Raw genomic sequence first — 22,277 nt, 5'->3', positions numbered from 1 at the left:
TGTACGCCAGAGGCGAAAACCCGCTGCTGACGGTCCGTACAATCGGTCACATGCACACTGCTGGTGACCCTCCTTCCCCTGCTTCAATGCGTTCTGCCTGGCCATCTGACTGGCAGGCGCCTGCCGCTTGGGGCGCGGATGAGCAGGCCTCATTGCACCACGCGATGTCCCACGATTTGCGGGCGCCGCTGCGGGTGGTCGAGGGCTTTTCCCGCATCCTCAAAGAAGACTACGGTCCGCAACTCGACGCGCAGGCCAACCAGCACCTTGACCGTGTGCTGGCGGCGGCCGATCGGATGAACACGATGATCGATGCCCTGCTGGCGCACGCGCAACTGACGAGCGTGCCGCTGGAGCGGCAGCCGGTCGATGTCAGTGCGCTGGCCCGCGAGGTCGGGCGCGAGCAGCTGGAGGTGCTCAACGGTGCCGCCCGTGCAGAGTTGGTGGTGGCCGACGGCATGGTGGCGCAGGTCGATGCGGTTTTGTTGCGCCGTGTGCTGGAGAACCTGATCGGCAACGCGCTGAAATACAGCGAAAAGGTGGACTGCCCGCGTGTGAGCGTGGGTGTCATCTCGGAAACCGATCCCGAAGTGTTTTATGTGCGCGACAACGGCGTGGGGTTCGGCATGGCGTGTGCCGACAAGCTGTTTGGCATGTTCCAGCGCCTGCACAGTGCCCAGGAATTTCCGGGCAATGGCGTGGGTCTGGCGGCGGTCCAGCACATTGTGCGGCGCCATGGCGGCCGCATCTGGGCCGAAGCCGAGGTCGGCCAGGGCGCGTGCTTCTACTTCACGCTCGACGCTTCACGTCACCATCAGCGCCGCACCGAGCGCTGAGAGCGCGCTGACAGGGCGTTGAGGTAGGCGCTCTGACGGGGCCCGGCCCCGTCTCAGCCTCAGCCCTGGGTCTGCACGCTCACCGCGGGCATCTTGCTGCTGTAGTCCTTGGGCAGCTTCGATACGCCAGCGGCCAGCTTGCGGGCCATGTCCTTGTACAGTCCGGCCACCTTGCTGTCGGGCTCGGCCACCAGCGTGGGCTGGCCGCTGTCGGCCTGCAGGCGGATTTTCAAATCCAGCGGCATGGAGCCCAGCAGCGGCACGTGGAACTCCTCGGCCATGCGCACGCCTCCGTCCTGGCCGAAGATGTGCTCTTCGTGGCCACAGTTCGGGCAGCAGAACACGGCCATGTTCTCGACCACGCCCAGCACTGGCACCGACACCTTCTCGAACATCTGCAGGCCCTTGCGGGCGTCCAGCAGGGCGATGTCCTGCGGGGTGGTGACGATGACGGCGGCGGTCAGCGGCGCGCGCTGGCTGATGCTCAGGTGGATGTCGCCCGTGCCCGGCGGCATGTCGACCACGAGGTAGTCCAGCGGTTGGCCCGGCTCACCCCAGTTGGTCAGGCGCAGCAATTGGTCGAAGGCCTGGCTGGCCATCGGGCCACGCCAGATGGTGGCCGCCTGGTTTTCCACCAGCAGGCCGATCGACATCATCTGCAAGCCGTGGTTGACCGGCGGCGTGATGGTCTTGCCATCGGGGCTGGGCGGCTTGCCCTGAATGCCCAGCATCAGCGGTTGGCTGGGGCCGTAGATGTCGGCGTCGAGCATGCCCACGCGGGCGCCTTCGGCCGCCAGGGCCAGCGCCAGGTTGACGGCCGTGGTGCTCTTGCCCACACCGCCCTTGCCCGAGGCCACGGCGATCACGTTCTTGACGCCCGGCAGCAGGGCCTGACCGCGCGAGGCCGCGTGCGTGAGCATCTGGGTGGACCAGGCCACATCCACGCTGGCGATGCCGTCCACGGCTTTCAGCGCGGCTTCAACCAGGGCGGTGTAGGCGGGCCACTGTGAGCGGGCCGGGTAGCCCAGCGCGATCTCGACGCGGGCCAAGCCGTTGTGCACGGTGAGGGACTTGAGGTGGCGCGTGCTCACCCAGTCCTGGCCGGTCAAGGGGTCGATGACGCTGCGCAGGGCGTCGAGGGCGGCGGCTTCGAGAGTCGTGGGGGTGCTCATTCCAAGGGGCTTGTCATTCTTTTGAGACGGGCAGTCTAGCGCGCCCTAAAATTACCGGTTACCCCCGATTGCCAACAGGGACTTCGGTCTTGACTGACCGGGCTCCCTCGTTCACCTGATTCCCACCATGCCACGCCAGCTCTTCGTCACCACCGCGCTGCCCTACGCCAACGGCCACTTTCACATCGGCCACATCATGGAGTACATCCAGGCCGACATCTGGGTGCGTTTCCAGCGCATGCAGGGCCACCAGGTGCACTTCGTGGGCGCCGACGACGCGCACGGCGCGCCCATCATGATCGCGGCCCAAAAGGTCGGCAAGACACCGCAGCAGTTCGTGGCCGACATCGCCGCGGGCCGCAAGCCGTATCTGGATGGCTTTCACATCAGCTTCGACCACTGGTCGTCGACCGACAGCCCTGAAAACCACGAACTGGCGCAGAGCATCTACCGCGCCCTCAAGGCCGAAGGCCTGATCACCGTGCGCCCGGTCGAGCAGATGTTCGACCCGGAAAAGGGCATGTTCCTGGCCGACCGGTTTGTGAAGGGCGAGTGCCCCAAGTGCGGCGCGAAAGACCAGTACGGGGACTCGTGCGAAGTGTGCGGCGCCGTGTACGCGCCCACCGAACTGAAGAACCCGGTCTCGGCGCTGAGCGGTGCCACGCCCGTGCTCAAGACCTCGGACCATTACTTCTTCAAGCTGTCCGATCCGCGCTGCTTTGACTTTTTGCAAAGCTGGACGCAGGACGGCAAGCTGCAACCCGGTGTGGCCAAGAAGATCAAGGAGTGGTTCACCAAGGACGAGAACGGCGAGGGCGGTCTGGGCGACTGGGACATCAGCCGTGACGCACCGTACTTCGGCATCGAGATCCCCGACGCGCCGGGCAAGTACTTCTATGTGTGGCTGGACGCGCCGATTGGCTACCTGGCCTCTCTCAAGAGCTATTTCTCGGCCGGCGGCCCGCAGGCCAAGTATGGCGAGACCCGCTCGTTCGACGAGTTCATGGCCGACCCGGAGGTGGAGCAGGTCCACTTCATCGGCAAGGACATCACCTACTTCCACACCCTGTTCTGGCCTGCGATGCTGAAGTTCAGCGGTCGAAAGTTGCCCAATCAGGTGAACGTGCACGGCTTCATGACCGTGAACAACGGCGAGAAGATGTCCAAGAGCCGGGGCACCGGTCTGGACCCGCTCAAGTACCTGAGCATCGGCATGAACCCCGAATGGCTGCGTTACTACATTGCCGCCAAGCTCAACGCCAGCGTGGAAGATGTCGACTTCAACCGCGACGACTTCACCGCGCGCGTCAACAGCGATCTGGTTGGCAAGTTCATCAACATCGCCAGCCGTGCCGCCGGCTTCCTGAGCAAGCGCTTTGGCGGCCAGTTGACCGCTGCGCTGGGTGCCGATGGTCAGTCCTTGCTGGGTACCCTGCAGGCCGGCCGCACCGTCATCGCCGAGCATTACGAACAGCGCGAGCTGGGCAAGGTGCTGCGCGAGATCATGCTGCTGGCCGACCGCGTCAACGAGTTTGTGGACGCCAACAAGCCCTGGGAGCTGGCCAAGCAAGAGGGGCAGGACGCCCGCCTGCAAGAGGTCTGCACCGTCTGCATCGAAGCCTTCCGTCTGCTCAGCATCTACCTCAAGCCGGTGTTGCCCGCGCTGGTGACCAATGTGGAAGCCTTTCTGCAGGTGCAGCCGCTGCTCATGGGCGATGCGGAACGCCTGTTGGGCGCCCACACCATCGGCACCTACCAGCACCTGATGCAGCGCGTGGACCCCAAGATGCTGGACGCGTTGTTCGAACCCAAGCCCGAAGAGGCGCCGGTGGTCGAGGCCGTGCAACCGGGTGGGGAGGACATTGCGCCCACCATCACCATCGACGACTTCGTCAAGGTGGACCTGCGCATTGCCAAGATCGTCAACGCCGAGCAGGTCGAGGGCAGCACCAAGCTGCTGCGCCTGACGCTGGACGCCGGCGAAGGCCGCCTGCGTAACGTGTTCAGCGGCATCAAGGAGGCCTACCAGCCCGAACAGCTGATTGGCAAGCTCACCGTGCTGGTGGCCAACCTGGCGCCGCGCAAGATGAAGTTCGGCATCAGCGAAGGCATGGTGCTGGCAGCCTCGCACGCCGACGAGAAGGCCAACCCGGGCGTGTACGTGCTCGAACCTTTCCCGGGAGCTGAGCCGGGCATGCGCATCCGCTGAAGCCGCTCACCAGGGCGCTTTGACGCCTCGCCAGTCGTGCAAAGCGCGGTTGGCTTGGCGACGCAGCTCGCGACGGCGGCCATGCAGCCAATCCTGGGCCCAACGGGCACGGGCATCGTCTCGGGCGGCCTGGGCGTACCAGCTTTCGGCCACGGCATTGTCCTGAATGCGCCCCATCGCATCGAGGGCCACCTTCAGGGCTTTTCCATGCGCCTGATGCCGCTTGGGCTTCCAGGCGGGCGCGAACAGGTCGGCCATCAGGCGCAGGCGCTTGGCGCGCTTGCGTAGGGTGTGCAGTTCTACCTCTGACAGCTTGCTGGCGTGTTGCGCCGCCTCTCGGCAGCGTGTTCGCCATGCGCCCAGGCGTTTCACCAACCAGGGGCGGTAGGGCTGTTGGGCCTCGGCGTTGTCCCCCGGCGGGTGGAGCAAGGCCGCCAGCAGGTCCAGGCACAGCGTGGTGGCCGTCCCCGAGCGTGCCAGCGCGACCACCGCCTCATCATGGGTGGCGGACATGTCTGGGTAGGGCAGCGGCAGATCCGGCCCGCCCTTGCGCACGATCTTGGCGGGCAATCCGGCCAGCGCCTGCGCATCGCGCCACAGACCCAGTTGGGCATAGAGCGCATCAGCATGTGCCAAGGCAGCATGCGGGAAGGGCAGTGCGCTAGGCCGCAGCAAGCGTCCCAGCGCCCGCAGGCGGCGCAAGCCCAGTCGCCACTGGTAGCCGGTTTGTTCGATCTGGGCGGGGCCGGTGCCCAGCTCGCTCATGTTGGCGCTGATCTGCTCCAGGCAGCTTTCCAGCGCGGCACGCCAGGCTTGGTCCAGCGTGCTGTCAGGCTGAAGCCGGGCCGGGCGGGCCAGCACGGCGTGCTCGCTGTTCGCTTCGTTGGTGTCGGTGAGGGGCTGGGACGCGAGGGCGGCTACACGCGCCAGGCGGTCGCCCCGGTGGGCCTTGGTCTGGGTGTCCAGCCACACGCCGTGGCGCTTCACCCAGTCGCGGCTGGCTTCGATCACGGCCATCGGGTGGCCGGAAATGGACTCGATCTCCAGTTCGCGCACCGGCACGTTGAAATTGCCCGCATGGATATGACCCAGGTCGAGGGCCAGCTCCACCACGCCTTCGTACGGCGTGCCCGCGCCCACGGTTACCCGGGCGCGATGGCGGGTGATGTCGGTGCAGTACAGCTCGATCAAACCCGTGGCGCTGCCGCTGGGGTCTTGTGCCGGGTCCCAGCCCAGCACGGTGCGCAAGGCCGCTTCCGCTGGCGTGCCCAGGTGGCGGGACAGGTCAGCCACCACCGGCTGTTTGGCTTTGGGTGCCTTGGCCGGCTGGTTGTCTTCCAGCCGCATCATCGTGTTGCTGCCGCCTGCCTTCAGGGTCTGTACCCACTGGCGGCCTTCCTGGCGAACCCGCAGGGCCATGTGGGCGTGAGCCAGCGCGCGCTCGGGCGTATCGAAATAAGCCGCCCGCAAACGCAAGGGCTGGTGCTGGCCGCCATCGAGGGCGGTGAGCTCGGCCTGCACCGCACTCAGTGCCAAGGCCGGGATCTGGAATTTCAGTTCGATTTCCTGCATGGCTGGCATTGTCCCGCGCTTCATCGACCCCGCATGAGGCGATGTCGTCAGAGATTTTTGAGTGATTTCCCGCAAGCCCGATAAAATGGCAGGCTTGATACCCCTTAGCAGGACCACACCATGCCCCTTTTCTGGAAGCCTTACAAGTCCGACGCGACCCAGTTCATCGACAGCCTCAAGCAGCGCGACCCGCAGCTTGAAGAGCGTCAGCGTCAGGGCCGCTTCCTGCTGTGGGATCGCGCCCCGGTCGATCTGGACACGCAAAAGGCCCAGCGCGAAGCCCGCGTGGACCAGAAGCCCTACGTCTACCAGACCAAGGGCTGAAGCGGCTGACGGCAGGCCACGCACAGGCTGACCGGTGACACACGAAGCCCAGAGCGCCCCTGAGGGCGGGATGTCGGTGCCGGGCCTGGATGCCCAGGGCCTGCCCCTGGTGGTCGATCAGGTCGCCTTGGCGCGGCTGTATGGCGAGCCTTTGTTCGCCATGCCCACCGACCTCTACATCCCGCCCGATGCCCTCGAGATCTTCCTCGAAACCTTCGAGGGGCCGCTCGACTTGCTGCTCTACCTGATCCGCAAGCAGAACTTCAACATCCTCGACATCCCGCTGGCCGACGTCACGCGCCAGTACCTGGCCTACGTCGATCAGATCCGCAAGCACAACCTCGAACTCGCCTCCGAGTACCTGCTGATGGCGGCGATGCTCATCGAGATCAAGTCGCGCATGCTGCTGCCGCCCAAGAAGGTGGAGGGCGCCGACGAGGCCGAAGACCCGCGTGCCGAACTGGTGCGCCGCCTCATCGAGTACGAGCGCATGAAGCTGGCCGCAGCCGGACTCGATCAGCTGCCCGTGCTGGGACGCGACTTCCTGCGGGTCGAGGTGCACAGCGACCCCTCGCTGAACGTGCGTCACCCTGACGTCAATGTGGCCGATCTGCGCGAAGCCTGGCTGGACATCCTTCAGCGTGCCAAGCTGCACACCCATCACACCATCTCCCGCGAAGAGCTCTCGGTGCGTGAGCACATGTCCATGGTGCTGCGAACTCTGCAAGGCAAGCGCTTCGTCGAGTTCGAGCAGTTGTTCGATGTGACCCGTGGCACGCCCGTGCTGGTCGTCACCTTCATCGCCATGCTGGAGCTGGCCAAAGAGTGCCTGCTCGAGATCACGCAGGCCGAGGCCTTTGCGCCCATCTACGTGCGGCTCGCCTACGAGCCGGCCTAGAATCCCGTCACCCTTTTGCATGGGGCCTGTTGCCCAGGTCCCCCTTCAAGATGACCGCTGCTGCCCCCGTTTCCCGCAAGCCCATGAACCTGCATCGCCTGCGCGAAATGCACGCCCAGGGCGAGAAGATCACCATGCTGACCGCCTACGACGCGACCTTTGCGCGCCTGGTGGACGAGGCCGGTGTGGACTGCATCCTGGTGGGGGACTCGCTGGGCATGATCGTGCAGGGCCATGGCAGCACGGTGCCCGTGTCGCTGGACGAGATGGTCTATCACACGCGCTGTGTGGCCCGTGGCAACCAGACCGCCTGGGTGGTGAGCGATCTGCCTTTTGGCAGCTACCAGGAAAGCCGTGAACAAGCACTGCGCTCCTGCGTGGCCCTGATGCAGGCCGGTGCCCACATGATCAAGCTCGAAGGTGGTGGCTGGACCACCGAGGTCGTGCACTTCCTGACCGAGCGCGGCATTCCCGTGTGCGGCCACCTGGGTCTGACCCCGCAGAGCGTGCACGCGCTGGGCGGCTACCGCATCCAGGGTCGTGACGAGGCGGGCGCCGCCACCTTGCGCAAGCACGCGGCCGAACTGGCCCAGGCCGGCGCGGCCATGACCGTGTTGGAGCTGATGCCCTCGGCCGTGGCCCGTCAGGTGCAAGACGAGAGCCCCGGCATGATGATCATCGGCATTGGTGCTGGCGGCGGGACGGCCGGGCAGGTGCTGGTGCTGCACGACATGCTCAACATCACGCGCGGCAAGCTGCCGCGTTTTGTGCGCAACTTCGCCGCCGAGGGGGGATCGGCCGACGACGCCATCCGCCGCTACGTGGCCGCCGTCAAGGACGGCAGCTTCCCCGACGAAACCCTGCACGCTTACTGAGCTCACTGAGCTGACCGAGACTGGCGATTCCCATGAAGACGATCCACACCCTGGCCGAGTTGCGTGCCGAACTGGCCCAGGCGCCCGCTGCCCCCGCTTTCGTGCCCACCATGGGCAATCTGCATGACGGCCACCTGGCCTTGATCCGCCAGGCCCGCGAACTGGTGGGCGATTCGGGCAGCCCGGTGGTGGCCAGCATTTTCGTCAACCGCCTGCAGTTCGGCCCCAACGAAGACTTCGACACCTACCCGCGCACCCTCGAGCGCGATGCCAAGCTGCTGGCCGAGGCCGGTTGCGACATCCTCTTCGCCCCGTCCGAGGCCGAGCTGTACCCGCAGCCGCAAGGCTACAAGGTGGTGCCGCCCTCCGAGCTGTCTGACATCCTCGAAGGCGCCTTCCGCCCGGGCTTTTTCACCGGCGTTTGCACGGTGGTGCACAAGCTCTTCAACATCGTGCAGCCCCGCATCGCGGTATTCGGCAAGAAGGACTACCAGCAGCTCATGGTCTTGCGCAACATGGTGGCGCAGATGGGTTTGCCGATTGACGTACAGGGCGGCGAAACCTTGCGCGCCGCCGACGGCCTGGCGCTGTCGTCGCGCAATGGTTACCTGTCTGAGGCAGAGCGCGCTGAGGCGGTGCAACTCATCAACACGCTGCGCACCGTCAAGGCGCAGGTCGGGGCGGCCCGTTCCGGACAGCAGCTGGACCAGGCGGCCATCGGCCGCATCGAAACCAAGGCCGCGGCGGCCCTCAACGAACGCGGCTGGCAGACCGACTACGTCATGGTGCGCCGTCAGCGTGACCTGATGCTGCCCACGGATGTCGAGCTGGCTCAGGGCGAACCGCTGGTGTGCCTGGTGGCCTCGCGTCTGGGCAAGACGCGTCTGATCGACAACCTGGAGCTGTGAGTCAGCGCGCATCGGGATGATGCGCAAAGCGGGTCTGGTTCTTGCTGAAGGTTCAGGGTGTTCCCTAACCTGGTAGTACCCGATGACTCGCCTCTTTCAACGACTTGGCGCGACGGGCATGGCGGGCGCCGCCATGCTGTCGACGCATGGATGGGCTCTGGCCGAGGCCGTGACACCCACGGCTCCTGGCCCTTTTGTCGTCCCGATGACCCAGCTGGATGCGGGCAACACCGCCTGGCTGATGACCTCGGCCGTGCTGGTGCTGCTGATGAGCATCCCGGGGCTGGCGCTGTTCTATGCGGGCATGGTCCGCAAGAAGAACATCCTGGCCACGATGGCGCAGACCCTGGCCGTGTGCGCCCTGGTCAGCGTGCTGTGGTGGACGGTGGGTTACAGCCTGGCCTTCATGCCGGGCAACGAGTTCATCGGCAGCCTCAAGGGCGCCTTCCTGGACCATCTGGTGATGGACATCCGCTCGGGTGAGGTGTCGGTGCACTCGCTGGTGCCCACGGTGCCCGAGGCCGTGTTCGTGATGTTCCAGATGACCTTCGCGATCATCACGCCGGCCCTGATCACGGGCGCCTTTGCGGAGCGCATGAAGTTCTCGGCCCTGCTGTGGTTCATGGCCCTGTGGTCTGTGCTGGTGTACGCGCCGGTGGCCCACTGGGTGTGGGAGCCGGGCGGCTGGCTGGCGCAGATGGGCGCGCTGGACTTTGCCGGTGGCACTGTGGTGCACATCAATGCCGGTATCGCCGGGCTGGTGTGTGCGTGGATGCTGGGACGTCGCATCGGCTTTGGGCAAACCGCGCTGATGCCGGCCAACCTGGGCTACACCATGATCGGCGCCTGCCTGCTGTGGGTGGGCTGGATGGGCTTCAATGGTGGCTCGGCCGGTGCGGCCGATGGGCGCGCGGGCATGGCCATCCTGGTCACCCAGTTGGCGGCGGCTGCGGCGGCCTTGAGCTGGATGCTGGCCGAGTGGCTGGTGCGGGGCACGCCCACCCTGTTGGGCCTGTGCAGTGGCGCGGTGGCGGGTTTGGTGGCCATCACGCCGGCTTCGGGGTTTGTCGGCCCACAGTCGGCCATCGTCATGGGCGTGCTTGCCGGCGTGGGCTGCTACTGGGGCGCCACGGGCCTCAAGCGCTGGCTGGGCGCTGATGACTCGCTCGACGTGTTCGGCGTGCACGGCGTGGGCGGCATCATCGGCGCGGTCCTGACGGGCGTGCTGGCGGCGCCGGCCATCGGCGGCGTGAGTGGCTCGGTGGCGGTGCAACTGGCGGGTGTAGCAGGCACGGTGGTCTACAGCGGGCTGGTAACCGCGGCCATCCTGTGGGTGGTGGACCGCGTGGTCGGTTTGCGTGTGACGGCCCAGGCCGAACGCGACGGGCTGGATCTCAGCCAGCACGGTGAGCGGGTCGAGTGATCATCGCGCCCTTCGGGGTGTTTGCACCGTGTGGGTCTCAGGAGAACAAGATGCTGGACAGTGAAAAGTTTGCCATCGCCGCGCACCTGCATGTGGTGCTGCGCCGGATCAACGGCCGGGTGACCGATGTGGAGTGGCTGATCCACAGTCCGGAGTACGCCCGCGAGGTCATCCGGGTGGCCCGCACCGAAGACCATCCGGAGCTGCTCAGGCTGGCCGACAAGCTGGAGGCCGCGGTGTTGCCACCGGTGCCAGCGCCCAAGCCTGAGCGGCGTGCGGCGCCTCCTGCGGCCACCTCCCGAGAGGCAAGTGACTTTGGCACCTCCCGCTTTGCCTCATCGGACTTCGATCCGGTGGTGCCACGCCAGCGCTATGTGGGCACCTTGCGTTGAGGGGGGGGCGGGCTCACAGGGTGAGCAGGAAGTCGACGACGTCTTGTTCGACGCGCGAGCGGCGCATCGGCGGCAGGCTCTGCCAGATGCGGCGGCCGTAAGGCTTGTCGATCAGGCGGGTGTCGCAGATCATCAGCACGCCACGGTCCGTCTCGCTGCGAATGAGGCGGCCGGCGCCCTGCTTGAGCGCGATGATGGCCTGCGGCACCTGGTGACTCATGAAGGGGTTGCCGCCCGCCTTGGCGAGCAACTCCAGGCGCTTGGCCAGCACAGGGTCGTCTGGCGGTGCAAAGGGCAGCTTGTCGATCACCACCAGGGTGAGGGCATCGCCCTTGACGTCAATGCCTTCCCAGAAGCTGTGGCTGCCCACCAGCACGGCGTTGCCGGCGCGACGGAAATCTTCCAGCAGGGTGGGGCGGGGTGCATCGCCTTGCTGCAGCACGGGGAAGGGGTCACCGGCGTCGCCAAAGATCTGCTTCAGGCGCTCGGCGGCCTTGGCCACGGCACGCAAGCTGGTGCACAGCACAAAGGCGCGGCCCCGGTTGGCGCGGATCAGCGGCAGGGCCGCGTCCACCACCGCATCGGTGTGCCCCGGATCGGAGGGCTGCGGCACGTTGCGGGGCACGTACAGCATGGCCTGCGCCGGGTAGTCGTAGGGGCTGGACCAGGACTGGCACGCGGCATCTTCCAGGCCGAGGGCGTGGGTGAAGTGGCTGAAGTCGTTCTTCACGGCCAGCGTGGCCGAGGTGAAGATCCAGGCCTTGCGGGGCGGCGGGGCGATGCTGCCGGTCTCGGCCGCGACCTTGGCACCCGCCAGGGTCTCTCGCGTGCCGGTGGCGCCCGCTTCATCGCCACCCGCCAGCAGCGCCTGCAGGTCATCGACTGCATCGTCGTCGGCCGGGCTGGCCGGACGCAGCGGAGCCACCGCGTCGACATCACCGAAGGCGTCCATCATGGCCGCCTCGTCGTCATCGAGGGCGTGTCGCACGATCTCCTCGTCTTCGTCCACCTCTTCGTCAGGCGCGATCTCGGCTTCACCCAGGCCCAGGCGCTGGCGGCGGAACACCTCGGCCACCGAAATGGGCGTGCGGTGCAGTTGCACACCGTGCGAGCTCACGTCGATCCAGCAGAGCTCGGGCTCGCCCTCTCGCTCGGGGGCACCCCAGGCGCTCAGGCGTTGCATCAGCTCGTTGGCGCGGCGGTGCAACTGGGCCAGATCGGGCGAGCGCTCGGCCTGGCTGTCGAGCACATCGCGCACGTGGGCCAGCGCCTCTTTCAGATTGCTCAGGGCCGGCCACAGTGGGTGGTCCAGTCCAAGCTGAGCTTGCGACAGGCGTTGCAGTTGCTGACCGAAACACAGGCGCAGATCGCGCGCGGCACGGTCGAGCGGGGCCAGCACATCGTTCCAGTTCGCGCCGTCGCGCGCCTGTGCCTGCCCGGTGGCCAGCGTGTCGCGCACCAGGTCGAGGAACTGCAAGGTCGAGATCGAGTCGCCGAAGAACAGCGTGGCCGTGTCCGGCAACTGGTGGGCTTCGTCGAAGATGATGGTCTGGGCGTTGGGCAGCAGCTCGGGCACGCCCTCTTCGCGCAGCATCAGGTCGGCAAAGAAGAGGTGGTGGTTGACCACAACCACGTCGGCGTCCTGCGCCTCGCGGCGGGCCTTGACGACGAAGCACTCGCTGTAGCGCGGGCAGTCGCTGCCCAGGCAGTTCTCGCGGGTGGAGGTGACGCGCGCCCAGATGGTGGCGTGTTCGGGCACCGTGGGGCACTCGGCCTTGTCGCCGGTGGGGCTGCGGTGGATGAAGCTGTTGATCAGGCCCAGGTCGCGCACCTCCTGGCGGCTGCCCAGCAGGGTGGCGTCCTGGTTGGTACGGTCCAGGTGATACCAGCACAGGTAGTTGCTACGTCCCTTGAGCAAGGCCACCTTGATGGGCACGGCCAGCGCGTCGCGCACGGCGGGCAGGTCGCGGTGAAAGAGCTGGTCTTGCAGGGCCTTGGTGCCGGTGGAGACGATGACCTTGCCGCCTTCCAGCAAGGCGGGCACCAGGTAGGCCGCCGTCTTGCCCACGCCGGTGCCGGCCTCCAGCACCACGGTGCTGGCTTCGCGGATGGCCGTCTGGATGGCCTGGGACATCTCGATCTGCTCGGTCCGCACGCAATAGCCGTCGAAGGCGCGGGCGAGCGGGCCGGATTCAGAGAAGAGGGTGGGCAGGTCCATGTGGGGGGGGCATTCAGCGCGGTGAGCCGCTATTGTCCACGCTGCCCGGCCCGGGTGGGCTCACCCCATGGGGTGAAGGGGGCTTCTTCAGGGGCTGCTGCGCACGACGCGAGCCTGCAGTGCACTGTCCAGGATCTCGATGCAGGCACGCCGGTGCGCCTGCTCGGTGCGATCGCTGCCGGCGCTGGTCTGCAGTTGTCGCCGCAGCGACTCGGCCTCCAGGCGCACGATGGCACGGGCATCGGCACGCCCACCGCCGCTGCGCAGCACGCTGGCCGCCAGCCGGCTGACATGTTCGCGCTGCAGGTTACGCTGCCACGACGCCGTCGCCGGATGGGCGTGGCGATGTGTGGGACCCCAGACGGCCTGACGCAGCCCCTGGTGCAGCTCGGCCACACTCAAAGGCCGCGCTTCGCGGTCGCGCACCTTGTCGGCGTTGTCCAGCAGGCGCTCGGCCAGCGTGTCGGACATCAGGTGATTGAGCACGGCGCGTTGCAGGCTCAGCAACTGCTCGGCTACCGAGAAGTCGGTGCCGCTGGCATCGTCGCGCTCCAGGTAATCGGGCGCCAGCCGTCGCAGCAGGGCTGGCGGCAGCGCCACCGCCTGGTCCGACAGGAAATCACTCAGCAGCACTTGCAAGGCCTCGCGCTGGTCGGCAGCAGGCAAAGGCTCCAGCAGGTCACGGCCGCTGCCGGGGGCATCGCGGCGGGTGATCACGCCGCCTACCTGTCGCATCAGCGTCTGGCTGGTGCGCGCCAGATCCCGCAGACCATAGCTGACGCTGCGACGCAACAAGGTGGCGTCATCTTGCGGGGTCAGCGCCCGTGTGGCCTGGCGTGCCAGCAGGTCCCGCACGATGGCCAAGCGGGTGCGTGCGAAGGCCACCGGGTCGCGCCCCAGGTCGAAGGTCAAGGCCTGCGGGTCCAGACCGCCGCTGTTGTCTTCATCGGTGCCATACGCCAGCGCTTCGGCCATGGCCGGCTCGGCGCTGCGCTGGGCCTGGGTCTTCAGTGCCTTCGCCGCCTGGGCCGGGTCCTCGGGCAGATCGCCGTAGCCGTAGGCAATGGCCCAGAAGTCATACGGCCCCAGCGTGGTCTGAAACGGGGCTCCCGCCGATTGGCCCGGCGCGGGCAGGTTGATGGGCGAGTACTCCATCACCGAGGCGCTGATACCGTGCTCGGTGGTGAGCAGCGGGTGCGTCAACTCCTGAGCCGTGCGCCAGCGCGAGGCGCGGAAGTTGTGACGCAGGCCCAGCGTGTGACCCACCTCGTGCATGGTGGTGTCCTTCAGATAGGCCAGCACGAAGTCGCGCACCTGCGGGCTGTCAGGGTCCAGCACGCCTTGGGCGGCCAGCACATCCAGACCCAGGGTCAGTTGCTCGGCTGCGAAGTCGCCATGGTTGCAAAGCTCGGTGTGTTCTGGGCCGGCGTGGTCCGCTGGCGCAGGGGGACCATTCAACACCTGGCTGCGCACCGTGCGAATGCTCCGCGACGACAGGCTCTCCAACGCGATGTCTGCCCCCAGGATCTCCCCGGTGCGTGGATCCACATGCGAGGGGCCGATGGCGCCAAAGCGCGGCTGTGCATTGGTCATCCAGCGGATGGAGGCCTGGCCCGTGGCCAAGGTGTCGATGGCCTGACCGGGCGCAGGTGTGCGCACCTCAATGGCATCACGGTAGCCAATGGCCTCGAACGCCTGATTCCAGGCAAGCACCCCGGCCGTGATCGTGGCCCGGTAGGCTTCGGGAATGCTGGGGTCGAGCCAGAACACAATGGGCTGGACCGGAGGCGACAGACGGGCGCTGGGGTCCTGCTTGCTCAGGCGCCAGCGGTTGATGAAGTGCTGCCTCGGCGTGCGGGCCAGGTCATCCGTGAAGTCGGTGACGGTGGTGGCGAAGTAGCCCACCCGTGCATCGGCCGGGCGTGGACGCATGGGCTGCTCGGGCAGCGCCGACAGCGTGTAATGCACGGTGAGGAACAGGCTGCGCGGGTCGGGCACGGCCTGAGGCGTGCTCGGGCTGGCCGCTCCTGCCGCGCCAGGCGTGGACGCAGCCAGGTTGGCGGTGGCAAAGTGCTGGGCCACTTCGAAGACCACGTTGTGCGGGGTGGCGCGTGCGCTCAGCACGGTCGAATTGCGTGCATCCAGGCTGTAGCCCTGCCGGTACGTGCGCTGCAACTGCATGCCCAAGCCCAGCATGTCGCTCAGCAACATCGGGGTCAGGTCGATCAGCACCGCGCCGCTCTGGGGGTGTGGGGCGCTGGCCAGTGGCGCGCTGCCCATCAGACTCGGTGAGAACGCGGCGTCCACGGCGCGCGCCTGAGGCGTGCCCACCTGTGCGGTGTAGGCCGCATTCACCGCCAGCCATTGAACCTGCTTGTGAACCTGACGGAACGTGACCCACTGCGGACGCCCCACCTGGGCCCAGCGGCTTTGCATCAAGCCCCCAAACAAGCCACCCTCACCGATGCCAGAGGCCAGCTTGGGTGAGAAGAACAGCGGCTTGTCGAACGTCTTCGCACTCAGCTCCAGCCAGACCTTGTCATCCTTGCGCCACAGCGGCAGCAAACCGTCCTGACGTTGTGCGCCCTGAATCACGCTGTTGAACGCCGGGGCGGCCGCTGGCGTGGGGGTGGGTGGGGAGGCAGGCTGGGCGACCGGTGGGGCTGCGACCGACGACCCGGCCGTCGGGGGCGCTGTCGGCGTCACGCTGGCCGTTTCACCCGCGGATGTGCGTGGCGTGGGCGCGCCCGCAGGGGTGCTGCAGCCTGCCAGCGTGCCCAGCAGCAGTGCGCCGGTGGTGAGGGACAACAGCGTGTGGTGGCGTGACGGGCCACCGACGAACAAGGGCGCAAGGCGAAAGATCATCGCGAAACCATAACACCGACCATGGCGTTGGCGCGCCATGAAAAAACCCGGCTCATGCAAGGCGCACAAGCCGGGTCTTCGTGTGAGGCACGGGGGCCTCGGGGTGATCAGCGCAGCGGCTTACTCAACGGGGTGGGGCAGCCATTCCTTGAGGAACGCCAGTTGCGGGAAGTCCATCACCGCCAGCGGGCCAAAGGCCACAATGATCACGCCCACCGACATCACCGCCAGCGGCAGGATCCAGCGCTCATAGCGACGGTAGAAGCCCAGGTGACGCACTTCCTGGTCGGCCGTGGTGACCTCTTCCTCACCGATCACCTGACGGGTCAGCAACTGGTTGATGGCCACGGGAGGCAGCAGATAGCCCAGCTCGAACGCCACCAGCACCATCATCCAGAAGTGCACCGGGTCAATGTTGTTGGCGTAGGCAATCGGGGCCAGCGTGCCGGACACCAGCACGACCGCGCCGAACGGATCCATGAACATGCCCAGAACCACCTTGGTGACCACCAGGAAGGCCATGGCGGTCCAGTGGCTCTCGAACACCTTGGGGAAATAGCCCATGAGCTCCGAGCGCTCGATCACGCCACCCATCGCCAGCGACAGCGTCATCAGGCTCAACAGCGCACCGATGTGGCCGATGGTTTCATTGGTGGCAAAGCGGATGGACTTCTCGACCCCAACCTGACGATGGCTGGCGTAGTCCGGCGTCAGCTCGGCCTTGCCCTTGTTGGTCAGCTTGTCGAAGATCAGGATGATCAGCAGCATCACCGGCATGATGGTCGGTGCCGTGATTTCGTTGAGCTTGGTGTCGAGCGCGAACTCGTAAATCAGGATCACGCCCACCACCACCGCCAGATAAGGCAGCAGCGGGACCAGCTGACGCAGCATGCCGGGAATGGCCACGCGAGGCGACTCGATGCTGGCGCGTTGCTCACGCAGGAGCTGCGAGGCCAGGAAGAACAGCGTGGAGGTCACCAGGAAGACATAGAAGCCCCAGTGGTACAGGCTGTTGGTCGTCACCTGCTTGTTCAGCGCAGCGATCATCACCACCAACAGGCAGGGACGCAGCACCACACCCAGCGAGCCCGACATGGCCGTGGCTGCCAGCGCAAACTGACGTGAACCACCCGAAGCGCGCACCTCGTGGTAAATGATGCCGCCCGCGGCGATCACGAAGATCCCGGATGCGCCGGTGTAGGCCGTGGCCACCGAGGCGCCCAGCAGGATCAGGTAGGTCAACAGTTGCGGTGACAGGCTCCACGGACGCAGCACATTCATCAACAGGTCGACGATGCGGCTTTGCTTGAGCAACATGCCGGCCCAGATGAACAAGCCCAGGTTCATGAAGATACCAGGCAGCTCCATCAACTGGTTGATGTAGATGGCCAGGCCGGCATGGTGACCGTTGATCACGAAGTACAAGCCCGCGATCGTGGCCATGCTCGAGTACAGCGGGATGGACCACAGTGCGGTCGACCAGGTGCCTTCACCAAAGGTGGACTGCACCGGGAAGAACACGCGCTTGAGGTTGATCAGCAGCAGCAGCGTGAACAGCGTGATCCAGATGTAATGCAGCGCCGGGTGCTCCACCGGCAAACCCGAGTCCTGAAGGATCTGCAGATAGCGAACGCACGAAAACAGCAGGAAGGCGCTGGAAATGCTCTGAGTGACCGATTGCACCCAGTAGTCGCGTGTGTAGTGACCAGGGCGAATGCCGATGTGGTGGAAACCCAGCGTGGTGGTGGTCGCCGCGATGGCGACCATCAACAGCAGGATCAACGAGCGGTTCTCGGTGCCAGCCTGAAACAGCACAAAGAAGCTGGTTTCGATCGTGCGGTAGACCTTGACCTGAGTCGTCTGGTGGTCCAGCACCTTGTTGTACAGATCGTGTTTGGCGCGGCAAATGGCCAAGGCTTGCTCAACCGAGTTGCGCAGCATGACCGGGTCCACGGCAGCGGGCTTGCCGCCAAACAGATCATCAATGTCATCACCCGAGGAGGCGGGGGCGGCCGCCTGACGTGCCACCTCGGCGTCAACGTTGACGTTCAGATTGCAGTCCGGTTTGGTGGGCTCGGCCCGAAGCATGAAGTACTGGACGTGCGCAGCAGGGTCGCCAAACAGCGATTCGCCGAACTTGAGCAACTGGCCATGAACCATTTCACCGGTGCCGATGATCAGAGTCAGCAGCAACATGATGAAAACAGGCAGGCTGGAGAACCATTCCAGGATGGTTCGGCCCATCAGGGTGCGTGAGGAGGGTGTGTGCATGAGTTACTCGGGCGACAGGGGAGTCGGAGGGGGGATTCAGGGCACAGGCTGGCGATGCAGCACCGTGCCGAGGTTCATTTCCAGTCTTCTTCAGACTTGGTTGTGCACTCCGGGTCGGCCGGGTTCACGTTGCAGCGGATCTTCTTGATCACCTTCAGGCCGCGCTTGTCGTACAGGCCTTTCTGGGCGATGTCGATGCGGGATTCGCGCAGCATCAGGGTGTACTTGTAGGAGTTCTCGGCGCTCAGATCCATCCAGGTGGCGGGCGGGATGCCGGCATCGGCCTGCTTGATCAACTGCATGGCCCGGTCGAACTGGCTGCTCCAGTACTCGCGTGACTTCACGCCGAACCCATCCGGAAACTTCGTCCGGTTGATCACCATCTGGTAGGTCAGGATCATGATCGGAAAGCGTGTGATCGCACCGTTCTTGCCGATGCCCTTGGCCAGCTCCAGCGGCTTGTAGGCCATCGTGGGCGCGGCGATCATGTCCACCAGACCGTTGTTGAATTTGCTCGAGAAGTTGGTGATGTCGGCCGACACCGGCTGTGCGCCGATGCGCTGGATCATCACGGCCTGTGCCTTGTCGTGGTCGAATGCGGCGATGCGCTTGCCCGCCAGCGCCTCGATCGTGTTGACCTTGCGATCGCTGACGATCGGGTAGGCGGCTCCCAGCGGGATCATCCCGCCGACTTCATAGTTGCCCTCGGTCATCAACTTGGTGGCCGCCGGTGACGCATAGGTCTGGATCAGCTTGCGCACCACGTCGTAACTGGCGGGAATGTCGATCTTGCCGTTGCGCACGATGGTGGTCGAGCCCAGCGTGTCAATCGAACCCGACACCGCGTTGAACTGGCGGATGCGGAACGCCGTGGCGATCACCGCATCGCACTGCCCGGTGCGGAAGTCTTCGGTGGCCACACGCTCGTCGGTGTAGCCCTTGAGCTCCAAGGTGGCGCCGTTGCGCTGCATGGCAACGACGTAATCCTTGGTCATGTTGAACAAGTCGCCGGTGGCGCCCAACATGTCATACACACAGAGTTTCTGATTGGCATGCGCACTGCCGATTGCGCCCATCACGACCCACGCGGCCGCACTGAACTTGCCCAACTTCATGCTGTCTCCTCGGTACACCAAAAGACAAGGGCCTCGACTGCGGGCCCTTGCTTGAACCGGCTTGCCCGGTCATATCTGATCACTTGCGTGATCTAAAACAGTCGTTTACAACTATATCCATGTGGGCTTGCGGCGGGGTCATTTTGCGGCCCGCACCCAGGGGAAGGGAATTCCCTGTGGGTGGGGCGTGAGTCATGCCATCAATTCAGGAAACTGCCAGCGTCAATATCGGCGCCAGCCTTGTCATCCCAGAATTTGCCCAGGGAGCCCACCGGCGTCCGGGTGCCGGCGTTCTGTGTCCAGAGGCGATCGGAGATGTTGGTGAGCTGCGACTGGGCAATGGCGTCCAGCAGGCGGTACTCGGCATTGGGCTTGAAGTTTTCTGCGGTGCTGAAACGCTGGATGACGCTGCGCAGACGTGGCTTGTTGTCGGTGGACTGCGCGGCGATGGCGGCCATCACGTGGGCCAGGCGCACACCCTTGTGCTCGCCAATGCCCATGGAGGTGTCAAACGTGCCTTGCACGTCCTTGCCAGCATCGGCGCCGGGGATGATGCTCCAGACCACCGCACGGGCAGCCTGGGGAACGCCCCACCACTTCACGTTGTCCAGGCAGTTCATGGCGCGCTCCACCTGGGGCGCGATGTCCGTGGGCACGCCCACAGCCTGCTGAGCGGCGATGTCGTTCTGCATGGCCTGCAGCCCGCCGACGGCGCCGAGCAGGTAGACCATTTCGTCAAAGTCGCGCTTGAAGCGGGGGCACTCCTCACCGAACTTGAAATAGTACTTTTGCTGCAGCTTGATCTTCATGCGCAGGAAGGCGGTGTACTGGCGCTCGGCCGCGGTCGCCAGAAAGCGCTTTTGGGTGATGCGGGCGTCCAGGGCCTCATCAGAGCGCTTGTCGCGCGAGGCGCGCAGGTAGCGCATTTCTTCGGTGATGGCCTGGTTCTCGGAGCACACACCAGCCGAGCTCAGCATCACGGTTTCCATCAGGGATGGGTCGCCGTAGAAATTGCGGGCCGCGCCGACCAGCGGGGTGTTGATCATGGAGAAGCCGCAGCCCATCTCGACGTCGCTGAGTGTCAGCACGGGCGGGGTGAAGCCGTCTTCCAGGATGCTCAGCGTGGTGCCAGCGACGTTGGACTGGATCAGGGCGCACCCACTCAGGGTCAAGGCCGAGGCTGCCAGTGCAGTGGAGGCGAGCAGGCGTGTAAACCGAAAGGTCATCAGAAGGTCTCCATGTGGCGCCGCGCGCCAATAAAAGTCCTTTTGATTCTAGGGAGGGGACTGTGCTGACCTGATGTGGACGGCACTAGGGATAGCCCCCGCAGCCCCTCACTTCGGGGAATGAAAAAGGCCCGTCTGGGACGGGCCTTGGCATGGGTAAATCCGGATGGCTCAGCGGATGGGCTTGAAACGCACGCGCTTCGGGCGGGCGCCTTCTTCGCCCAGACGCTTCTTCTTGTCGGCTTCGTACTCCTGGTAGTTGCCGTCATAGAAGAACCACTGCGAGTCGCCTTCGCACGCCAGGATGTGCGTACAGATGCGGTCGAGGAACCAGCGATCGTGAGAAATGATCATGGCCGAGCCGGCGAACTCCAGCAGCGCATCTTCCAGCGCGCGCAGGGTTTCGACGTCCAGGTCGTTGGACGGTTCGTCGAGCATCAGCACGTTGCCGCCCTGGGCCAGGGTCTTGGCCAGGTGCAGACGGCCGCGTTCACCGCCGGACAGGTTGCCCACCAGTTTCTGCTGGTCGTTGCCCTTGAAGTTGAAGCGGCCGATGTAGGCGCGCGAAGGCATCACGAACTTGCCCACGACGATGTTGTCGAGGCCGCCCGAAACGTCTTGCCACACGGTGTTGTCGGCAGCCAGGCCTTCACGGCTCTGGTCCACGAACGCGAGTTGTGCGGTCTTGCCGATGACGACTTCACCGCTGTCCGGGGTTTCAACGCCCTGGATCATGCGGAACAGCGTGGACTTGCCGGCGCCGTTGGGGCCGATGATGCCGACGATGGCGCCAGCCGGCACCTTGAACGACAGGTTGTCGATCAGGCAACGGTCGCCAAAGGACTTGGTGACGTTCTTGAACTCGATGACCTCATTGCCCAGGCGCTCGGCCACAGGAATGAAGATTTCGTTCGTTTCGTTGCGCTTTTGGTATTCGACGTCGCTCAGCTCTTCGAAGCGGGCCAGACGGGCCTTGCTCTTGGCCTGACGACCCTTGGTGTTCTTGCGCACCCACTCCAGCTCCTGCTTCAGGGCCTTGGCACGGGCGTCTTCGGTCTTTTGCTCGGCTTCCAGGCGCTTTTCCTTGGCTTCCAGCCAATCGGAATAGTTGCCCTTGTAGGGGTGGCCGGCACCGCGGTCGAGTTCCAGAATCCACTCGGCGGCGTTGTCCAGGAAGTAGCGATCGTGGGTGATGGCCACGACGGTACCGCTGTAGCGCTGCAGGAACTGCTCCAGCCAGTCCACGGACTCGGCGTCCAAGTGGTTGGTGGGTTCGTCTAGCAGCAGCATGTCGGGCTTGGACAGCAGCAGGCGGCACAGGGCCACACGGCGTTTTTCACCCCCGGACAGGTTGCCGATCACGGCATCCCAGGCGGGCAGGCGCAGGGCGTCAGCAGCCAGTTCGAGCTGTAGGTCGGTGTTGCCGGAGCCGCCGGCGGCAATGATGGCTTCCAGCTCGCCTTGTTCGGCGGCCAGGGCATCGAAGTCAGCGTCTTCTTCGGCATACGCCGCATAGACCTCGTCGAGGCGCTTCTTGGCAGCGAGGACGCCGCCGATGCCTTCTTCCACGGCTTCACGCACCGTTTGTTCGGGGTTCATGACGGGCTCCTGGGGCAGGTAGCCGATCTTGATGCCCGGCATCGGGACGGCTTCGCCCTCGATGTCCTTGTCCACGCCCGCCATGATTTTCAGGAAGGTGGACTTGCCCGAGCCGTTCACGCCCAGCACGCCAATCTTGGCGCCGGGGAAAAAGCTCAGGGTGATGTCTTTGAGGATCTGGCGCTTCGGGGGAACGATCTTCCCGACGCGGTTCATGGTGAAAACGTACTGGGCCATGTAGGTATGTGCTTGCGCGCACGACAAGGTGCGCGACGTGGGGACGCCAAACCCTATAGCTTAAGGCAAGCACGCCCTTTGCGCACAGATCACGGCGCAAGAATGACTGTTTCACTCAGATCGCGCCGGTTTCGGGT

General features: G+C 65.4%; 16 protein-coding genes. 8 read left to right on the top strand and 8 right to left on the bottom strand.

Annotated elements, in window-relative coordinates; translation table 11 throughout:
• Window positions 1-164: 164 nt before the first annotated feature.
• Window positions 165-836, top strand: a complete 672-nt coding sequence (locus AC3WW4_RS13245; RefSeq protein ID WP_488828948.1) for a sensor histidine kinase — start codon at window positions 165-167, stop codon at window positions 834-836.
• A gap of 59 nt (window positions 837-895) precedes the next feature.
• On the opposite strand, the gene apbC is transcribed toward AC3WW4_RS13245, so the two are convergent.
• On the bottom strand, window positions 896-2,008 hold the full coding sequence (gene apbC / locus AC3WW4_RS13240) for an iron-sulfur cluster carrier protein ApbC (RefSeq protein WP_488828947.1): 1,113 nt from the start codon (window positions 2,006-2,008) through the stop codon (window positions 896-898).
• Between the two features lie 127 nt (window positions 2,009-2,135).
• Here apbC and metG point away from each other — a divergent pair, with 127 nt between their 5' ends.
• Window positions 2,136-4,217 carry a methionine--tRNA ligase gene (gene metG, locus AC3WW4_RS13235; protein WP_488828946.1) on the top strand — a complete coding sequence of 694 codons (2,082 nt, stop codon included), beginning with the start codon at window positions 2,136-2,138 and terminating at the stop codon, window positions 4,215-4,217.
• Between the two features lie 6 nt (window positions 4,218-4,223).
• Here metG and AC3WW4_RS13230 read toward each other — a convergent pair whose 3' ends face one another.
• Complete coding sequence (locus tag AC3WW4_RS13230; protein WP_488828945.1) at window positions 4,224-5,813, bottom strand: CYTH and CHAD domain-containing protein; 1,590 nt, start codon at window positions 5,811-5,813, stop codon at window positions 4,224-4,226.
• A 96-nt stretch (window positions 5,814-5,909) separates the two neighbouring features.
• On the opposite strand from AC3WW4_RS13230, the gene AC3WW4_RS13225 reads away from it, so the two are divergent.
• The 6 genes from AC3WW4_RS13225 (at window position 5,910) to AC3WW4_RS13200 (ending at window position 10,609) form a co-directional block, all read left to right on the top strand.
• Window positions 5,910-6,113, top strand: a complete 204-nt coding sequence (locus AC3WW4_RS13225) for a DUF3460 family protein (RefSeq protein ID WP_306564972.1) — start codon at window positions 5,910-5,912, stop codon at window positions 6,111-6,113.
• A gap of 70 nt (window positions 6,114-6,183) precedes the next feature.
• A complete protein-coding gene (locus AC3WW4_RS13220) occupies window positions 6,184-7,011 on the top strand; it encodes a segregation and condensation protein A (protein WP_488829755.1) in 828 nt (275 codons plus the stop codon).
• A 50-nt stretch (window positions 7,012-7,061) separates the two neighbouring features.
• Window positions 7,062-7,886 (top strand): 3-methyl-2-oxobutanoate hydroxymethyltransferase, encoded by an 825-nt coding sequence (panB, locus tag AC3WW4_RS13215; protein WP_488828944.1) that lies wholly within the window; start codon window positions 7,062-7,064, stop codon window positions 7,884-7,886.
• Between the two features lie 32 nt (window positions 7,887-7,918).
• A complete protein-coding gene (gene panC / locus AC3WW4_RS13210) occupies window positions 7,919-8,794 on the top strand; it encodes a pantoate--beta-alanine ligase (RefSeq protein WP_488828943.1) in 876 nt (291 codons plus the stop codon).
• A gap of 82 nt (window positions 8,795-8,876) precedes the next feature.
• Entirely contained in the window at window positions 8,877-10,217 is a 1,341-nt protein-coding gene (locus AC3WW4_RS13205) for an ammonium transporter (protein ID WP_488828942.1), read from the top strand.
• A gap of 50 nt (window positions 10,218-10,267) precedes the next feature.
• On the top strand, window positions 10,268-10,609 hold the full coding sequence (locus AC3WW4_RS13200) for a hypothetical protein (RefSeq protein ID WP_488828941.1): 342 nt from the start codon (window positions 10,268-10,270) through the stop codon (window positions 10,607-10,609).
• Between the two features lie 13 nt (window positions 10,610-10,622).
• On the opposite strand, the gene AC3WW4_RS13195 is transcribed toward AC3WW4_RS13200, so the two are convergent.
• The 6 genes from AC3WW4_RS13195 to ettA all read right to left on the bottom strand — a co-directional run bounded on the left by AC3WW4_RS13195 (window position 10,623) and on the right by ettA (window position 22,140).
• Window positions 10,623-12,827 (bottom strand): ATP-dependent DNA helicase, encoded by a 2,205-nt coding sequence (locus AC3WW4_RS13195; protein WP_488828940.1) that lies wholly within the window; start codon window positions 12,825-12,827, stop codon window positions 10,623-10,625.
• An 87-nt stretch (window positions 12,828-12,914) separates the two neighbouring features.
• The gene (locus AC3WW4_RS13190) at window positions 12,915-15,692 is read right to left on the bottom strand and encodes a zinc-dependent metalloprotease (protein ID WP_488828939.1); all 2,778 of its coding nucleotides are present in this window, start codon (window positions 15,690-15,692) and stop codon (window positions 12,915-12,917) included.
• 120 nt (window positions 15,693-15,812) lie between these two features.
• Complete coding sequence (locus tag AC3WW4_RS13185; RefSeq protein ID WP_488828938.1) at window positions 15,813-17,963, bottom strand: TRAP transporter large permease subunit; 2,151 nt, start codon at window positions 17,961-17,963, stop codon at window positions 15,813-15,815.
• Between the two features lie 74 nt (window positions 17,964-18,037).
• On the bottom strand, window positions 18,038-19,078 hold the full coding sequence (locus AC3WW4_RS13180) for a putative solute-binding protein (RefSeq protein WP_488828937.1): 1,041 nt from the start codon (window positions 19,076-19,078) through the stop codon (window positions 18,038-18,040).
• A 200-nt stretch (window positions 19,079-19,278) separates the two neighbouring features.
• A complete protein-coding gene (locus AC3WW4_RS13175) occupies window positions 19,279-20,304 on the bottom strand; it encodes a hypothetical protein (RefSeq protein WP_488828936.1) in 1,026 nt (341 codons plus the stop codon).
• A gap of 171 nt (window positions 20,305-20,475) precedes the next feature.
• The gene (gene ettA, locus AC3WW4_RS13170) at window positions 20,476-22,140 is read right to left on the bottom strand and encodes an energy-dependent translational throttle protein EttA (RefSeq protein WP_488828935.1); all 1,665 of its coding nucleotides are present in this window, start codon (window positions 22,138-22,140) and stop codon (window positions 20,476-20,478) included.
• Between the last annotated feature and the right edge of the window lie 137 nt (window positions 22,141-22,277).

The organism is Aquabacterium sp. TM01 (assembly GCF_057808345.1).
This window is presented reverse-complemented; position numbering and strand designations above follow the sequence as displayed.

Excerpts from the sequence above, each read along its gene's own strand:
- AC3WW4_RS13225 (WP_306564972.1), top strand. The coding sequence starts at position 5,910 with ATGCCCCTTTTCTGGAAGCCTTACAAGTCCGACGCGACCCAGTTCATC.
- AC3WW4_RS13195 (WP_488828940.1), bottom strand. The coding sequence starts at position 12,827 with ATGGACCTGCCCACCCTCTTCTCTGAATCCGGCCCGCTCGCCCGCGCC.
- AC3WW4_RS13180 (WP_488828937.1), bottom strand. The coding sequence starts at position 19,078 with ATGAAGTTGGGCAAGTTCAGTGCGGCCGCGTGGGTCGTGATGGGCGCA.
- apbC (WP_488828947.1), bottom strand. The coding sequence starts at position 2,008 with ATGAGCACCCCCACGACTCTCGAAGCCGCCGCCCTCGACGCCCTGCGC.
- AC3WW4_RS13245 (WP_488828948.1), top strand. The coding sequence starts at position 165 with ATGTCCCACGATTTGCGGGCGCCGCTGCGGGTGGTCGAGGGCTTTTCC.
- panC (WP_488828943.1), top strand. The coding sequence starts at position 7,919 with ATGAAGACGATCCACACCCTGGCCGAGTTGCGTGCCGAACTGGCCCAG.
- metG (WP_488828946.1), top strand. The coding sequence starts at position 2,136 with ATGCCACGCCAGCTCTTCGTCACCACCGCGCTGCCCTACGCCAACGGC.
- AC3WW4_RS13205 (WP_488828942.1), top strand. The coding sequence starts at position 8,877 with ATGACTCGCCTCTTTCAACGACTTGGCGCGACGGGCATGGCGGGCGCC.
- AC3WW4_RS13185 (WP_488828938.1), bottom strand. The coding sequence starts at position 17,963 with ATGCACACACCCTCCTCACGCACCCTGATGGGCCGAACCATCCTGGAA.
- AC3WW4_RS13230 (WP_488828945.1), bottom strand. The coding sequence starts at position 5,813 with ATGAAGCGCGGGACAATGCCAGCCATGCAGGAAATCGAACTGAAATTC.
- ettA (WP_488828935.1), bottom strand. The coding sequence starts at position 22,140 with ATGGCCCAGTACGTTTTCACCATGAACCGCGTCGGGAAGATCGTTCCC.
- AC3WW4_RS13190 (WP_488828939.1), bottom strand. The coding sequence starts at position 15,692 with ATGATCTTTCGCCTTGCGCCCTTGTTCGTCGGTGGCCCGTCACGCCAC.
- AC3WW4_RS13220 (WP_488829755.1), top strand. The coding sequence starts at position 6,184 with ATGTCGGTGCCGGGCCTGGATGCCCAGGGCCTGCCCCTGGTGGTCGAT.
- AC3WW4_RS13175 (WP_488828936.1), bottom strand. The coding sequence starts at position 20,304 with ATGACCTTTCGGTTTACACGCCTGCTCGCCTCCACTGCACTGGCAGCC.
- panB (WP_488828944.1), top strand. The coding sequence starts at position 7,062 with ATGACCGCTGCTGCCCCCGTTTCCCGCAAGCCCATGAACCTGCATCGC.
- AC3WW4_RS13200 (WP_488828941.1), top strand. The coding sequence starts at position 10,268 with ATGCTGGACAGTGAAAAGTTTGCCATCGCCGCGCACCTGCATGTGGTG.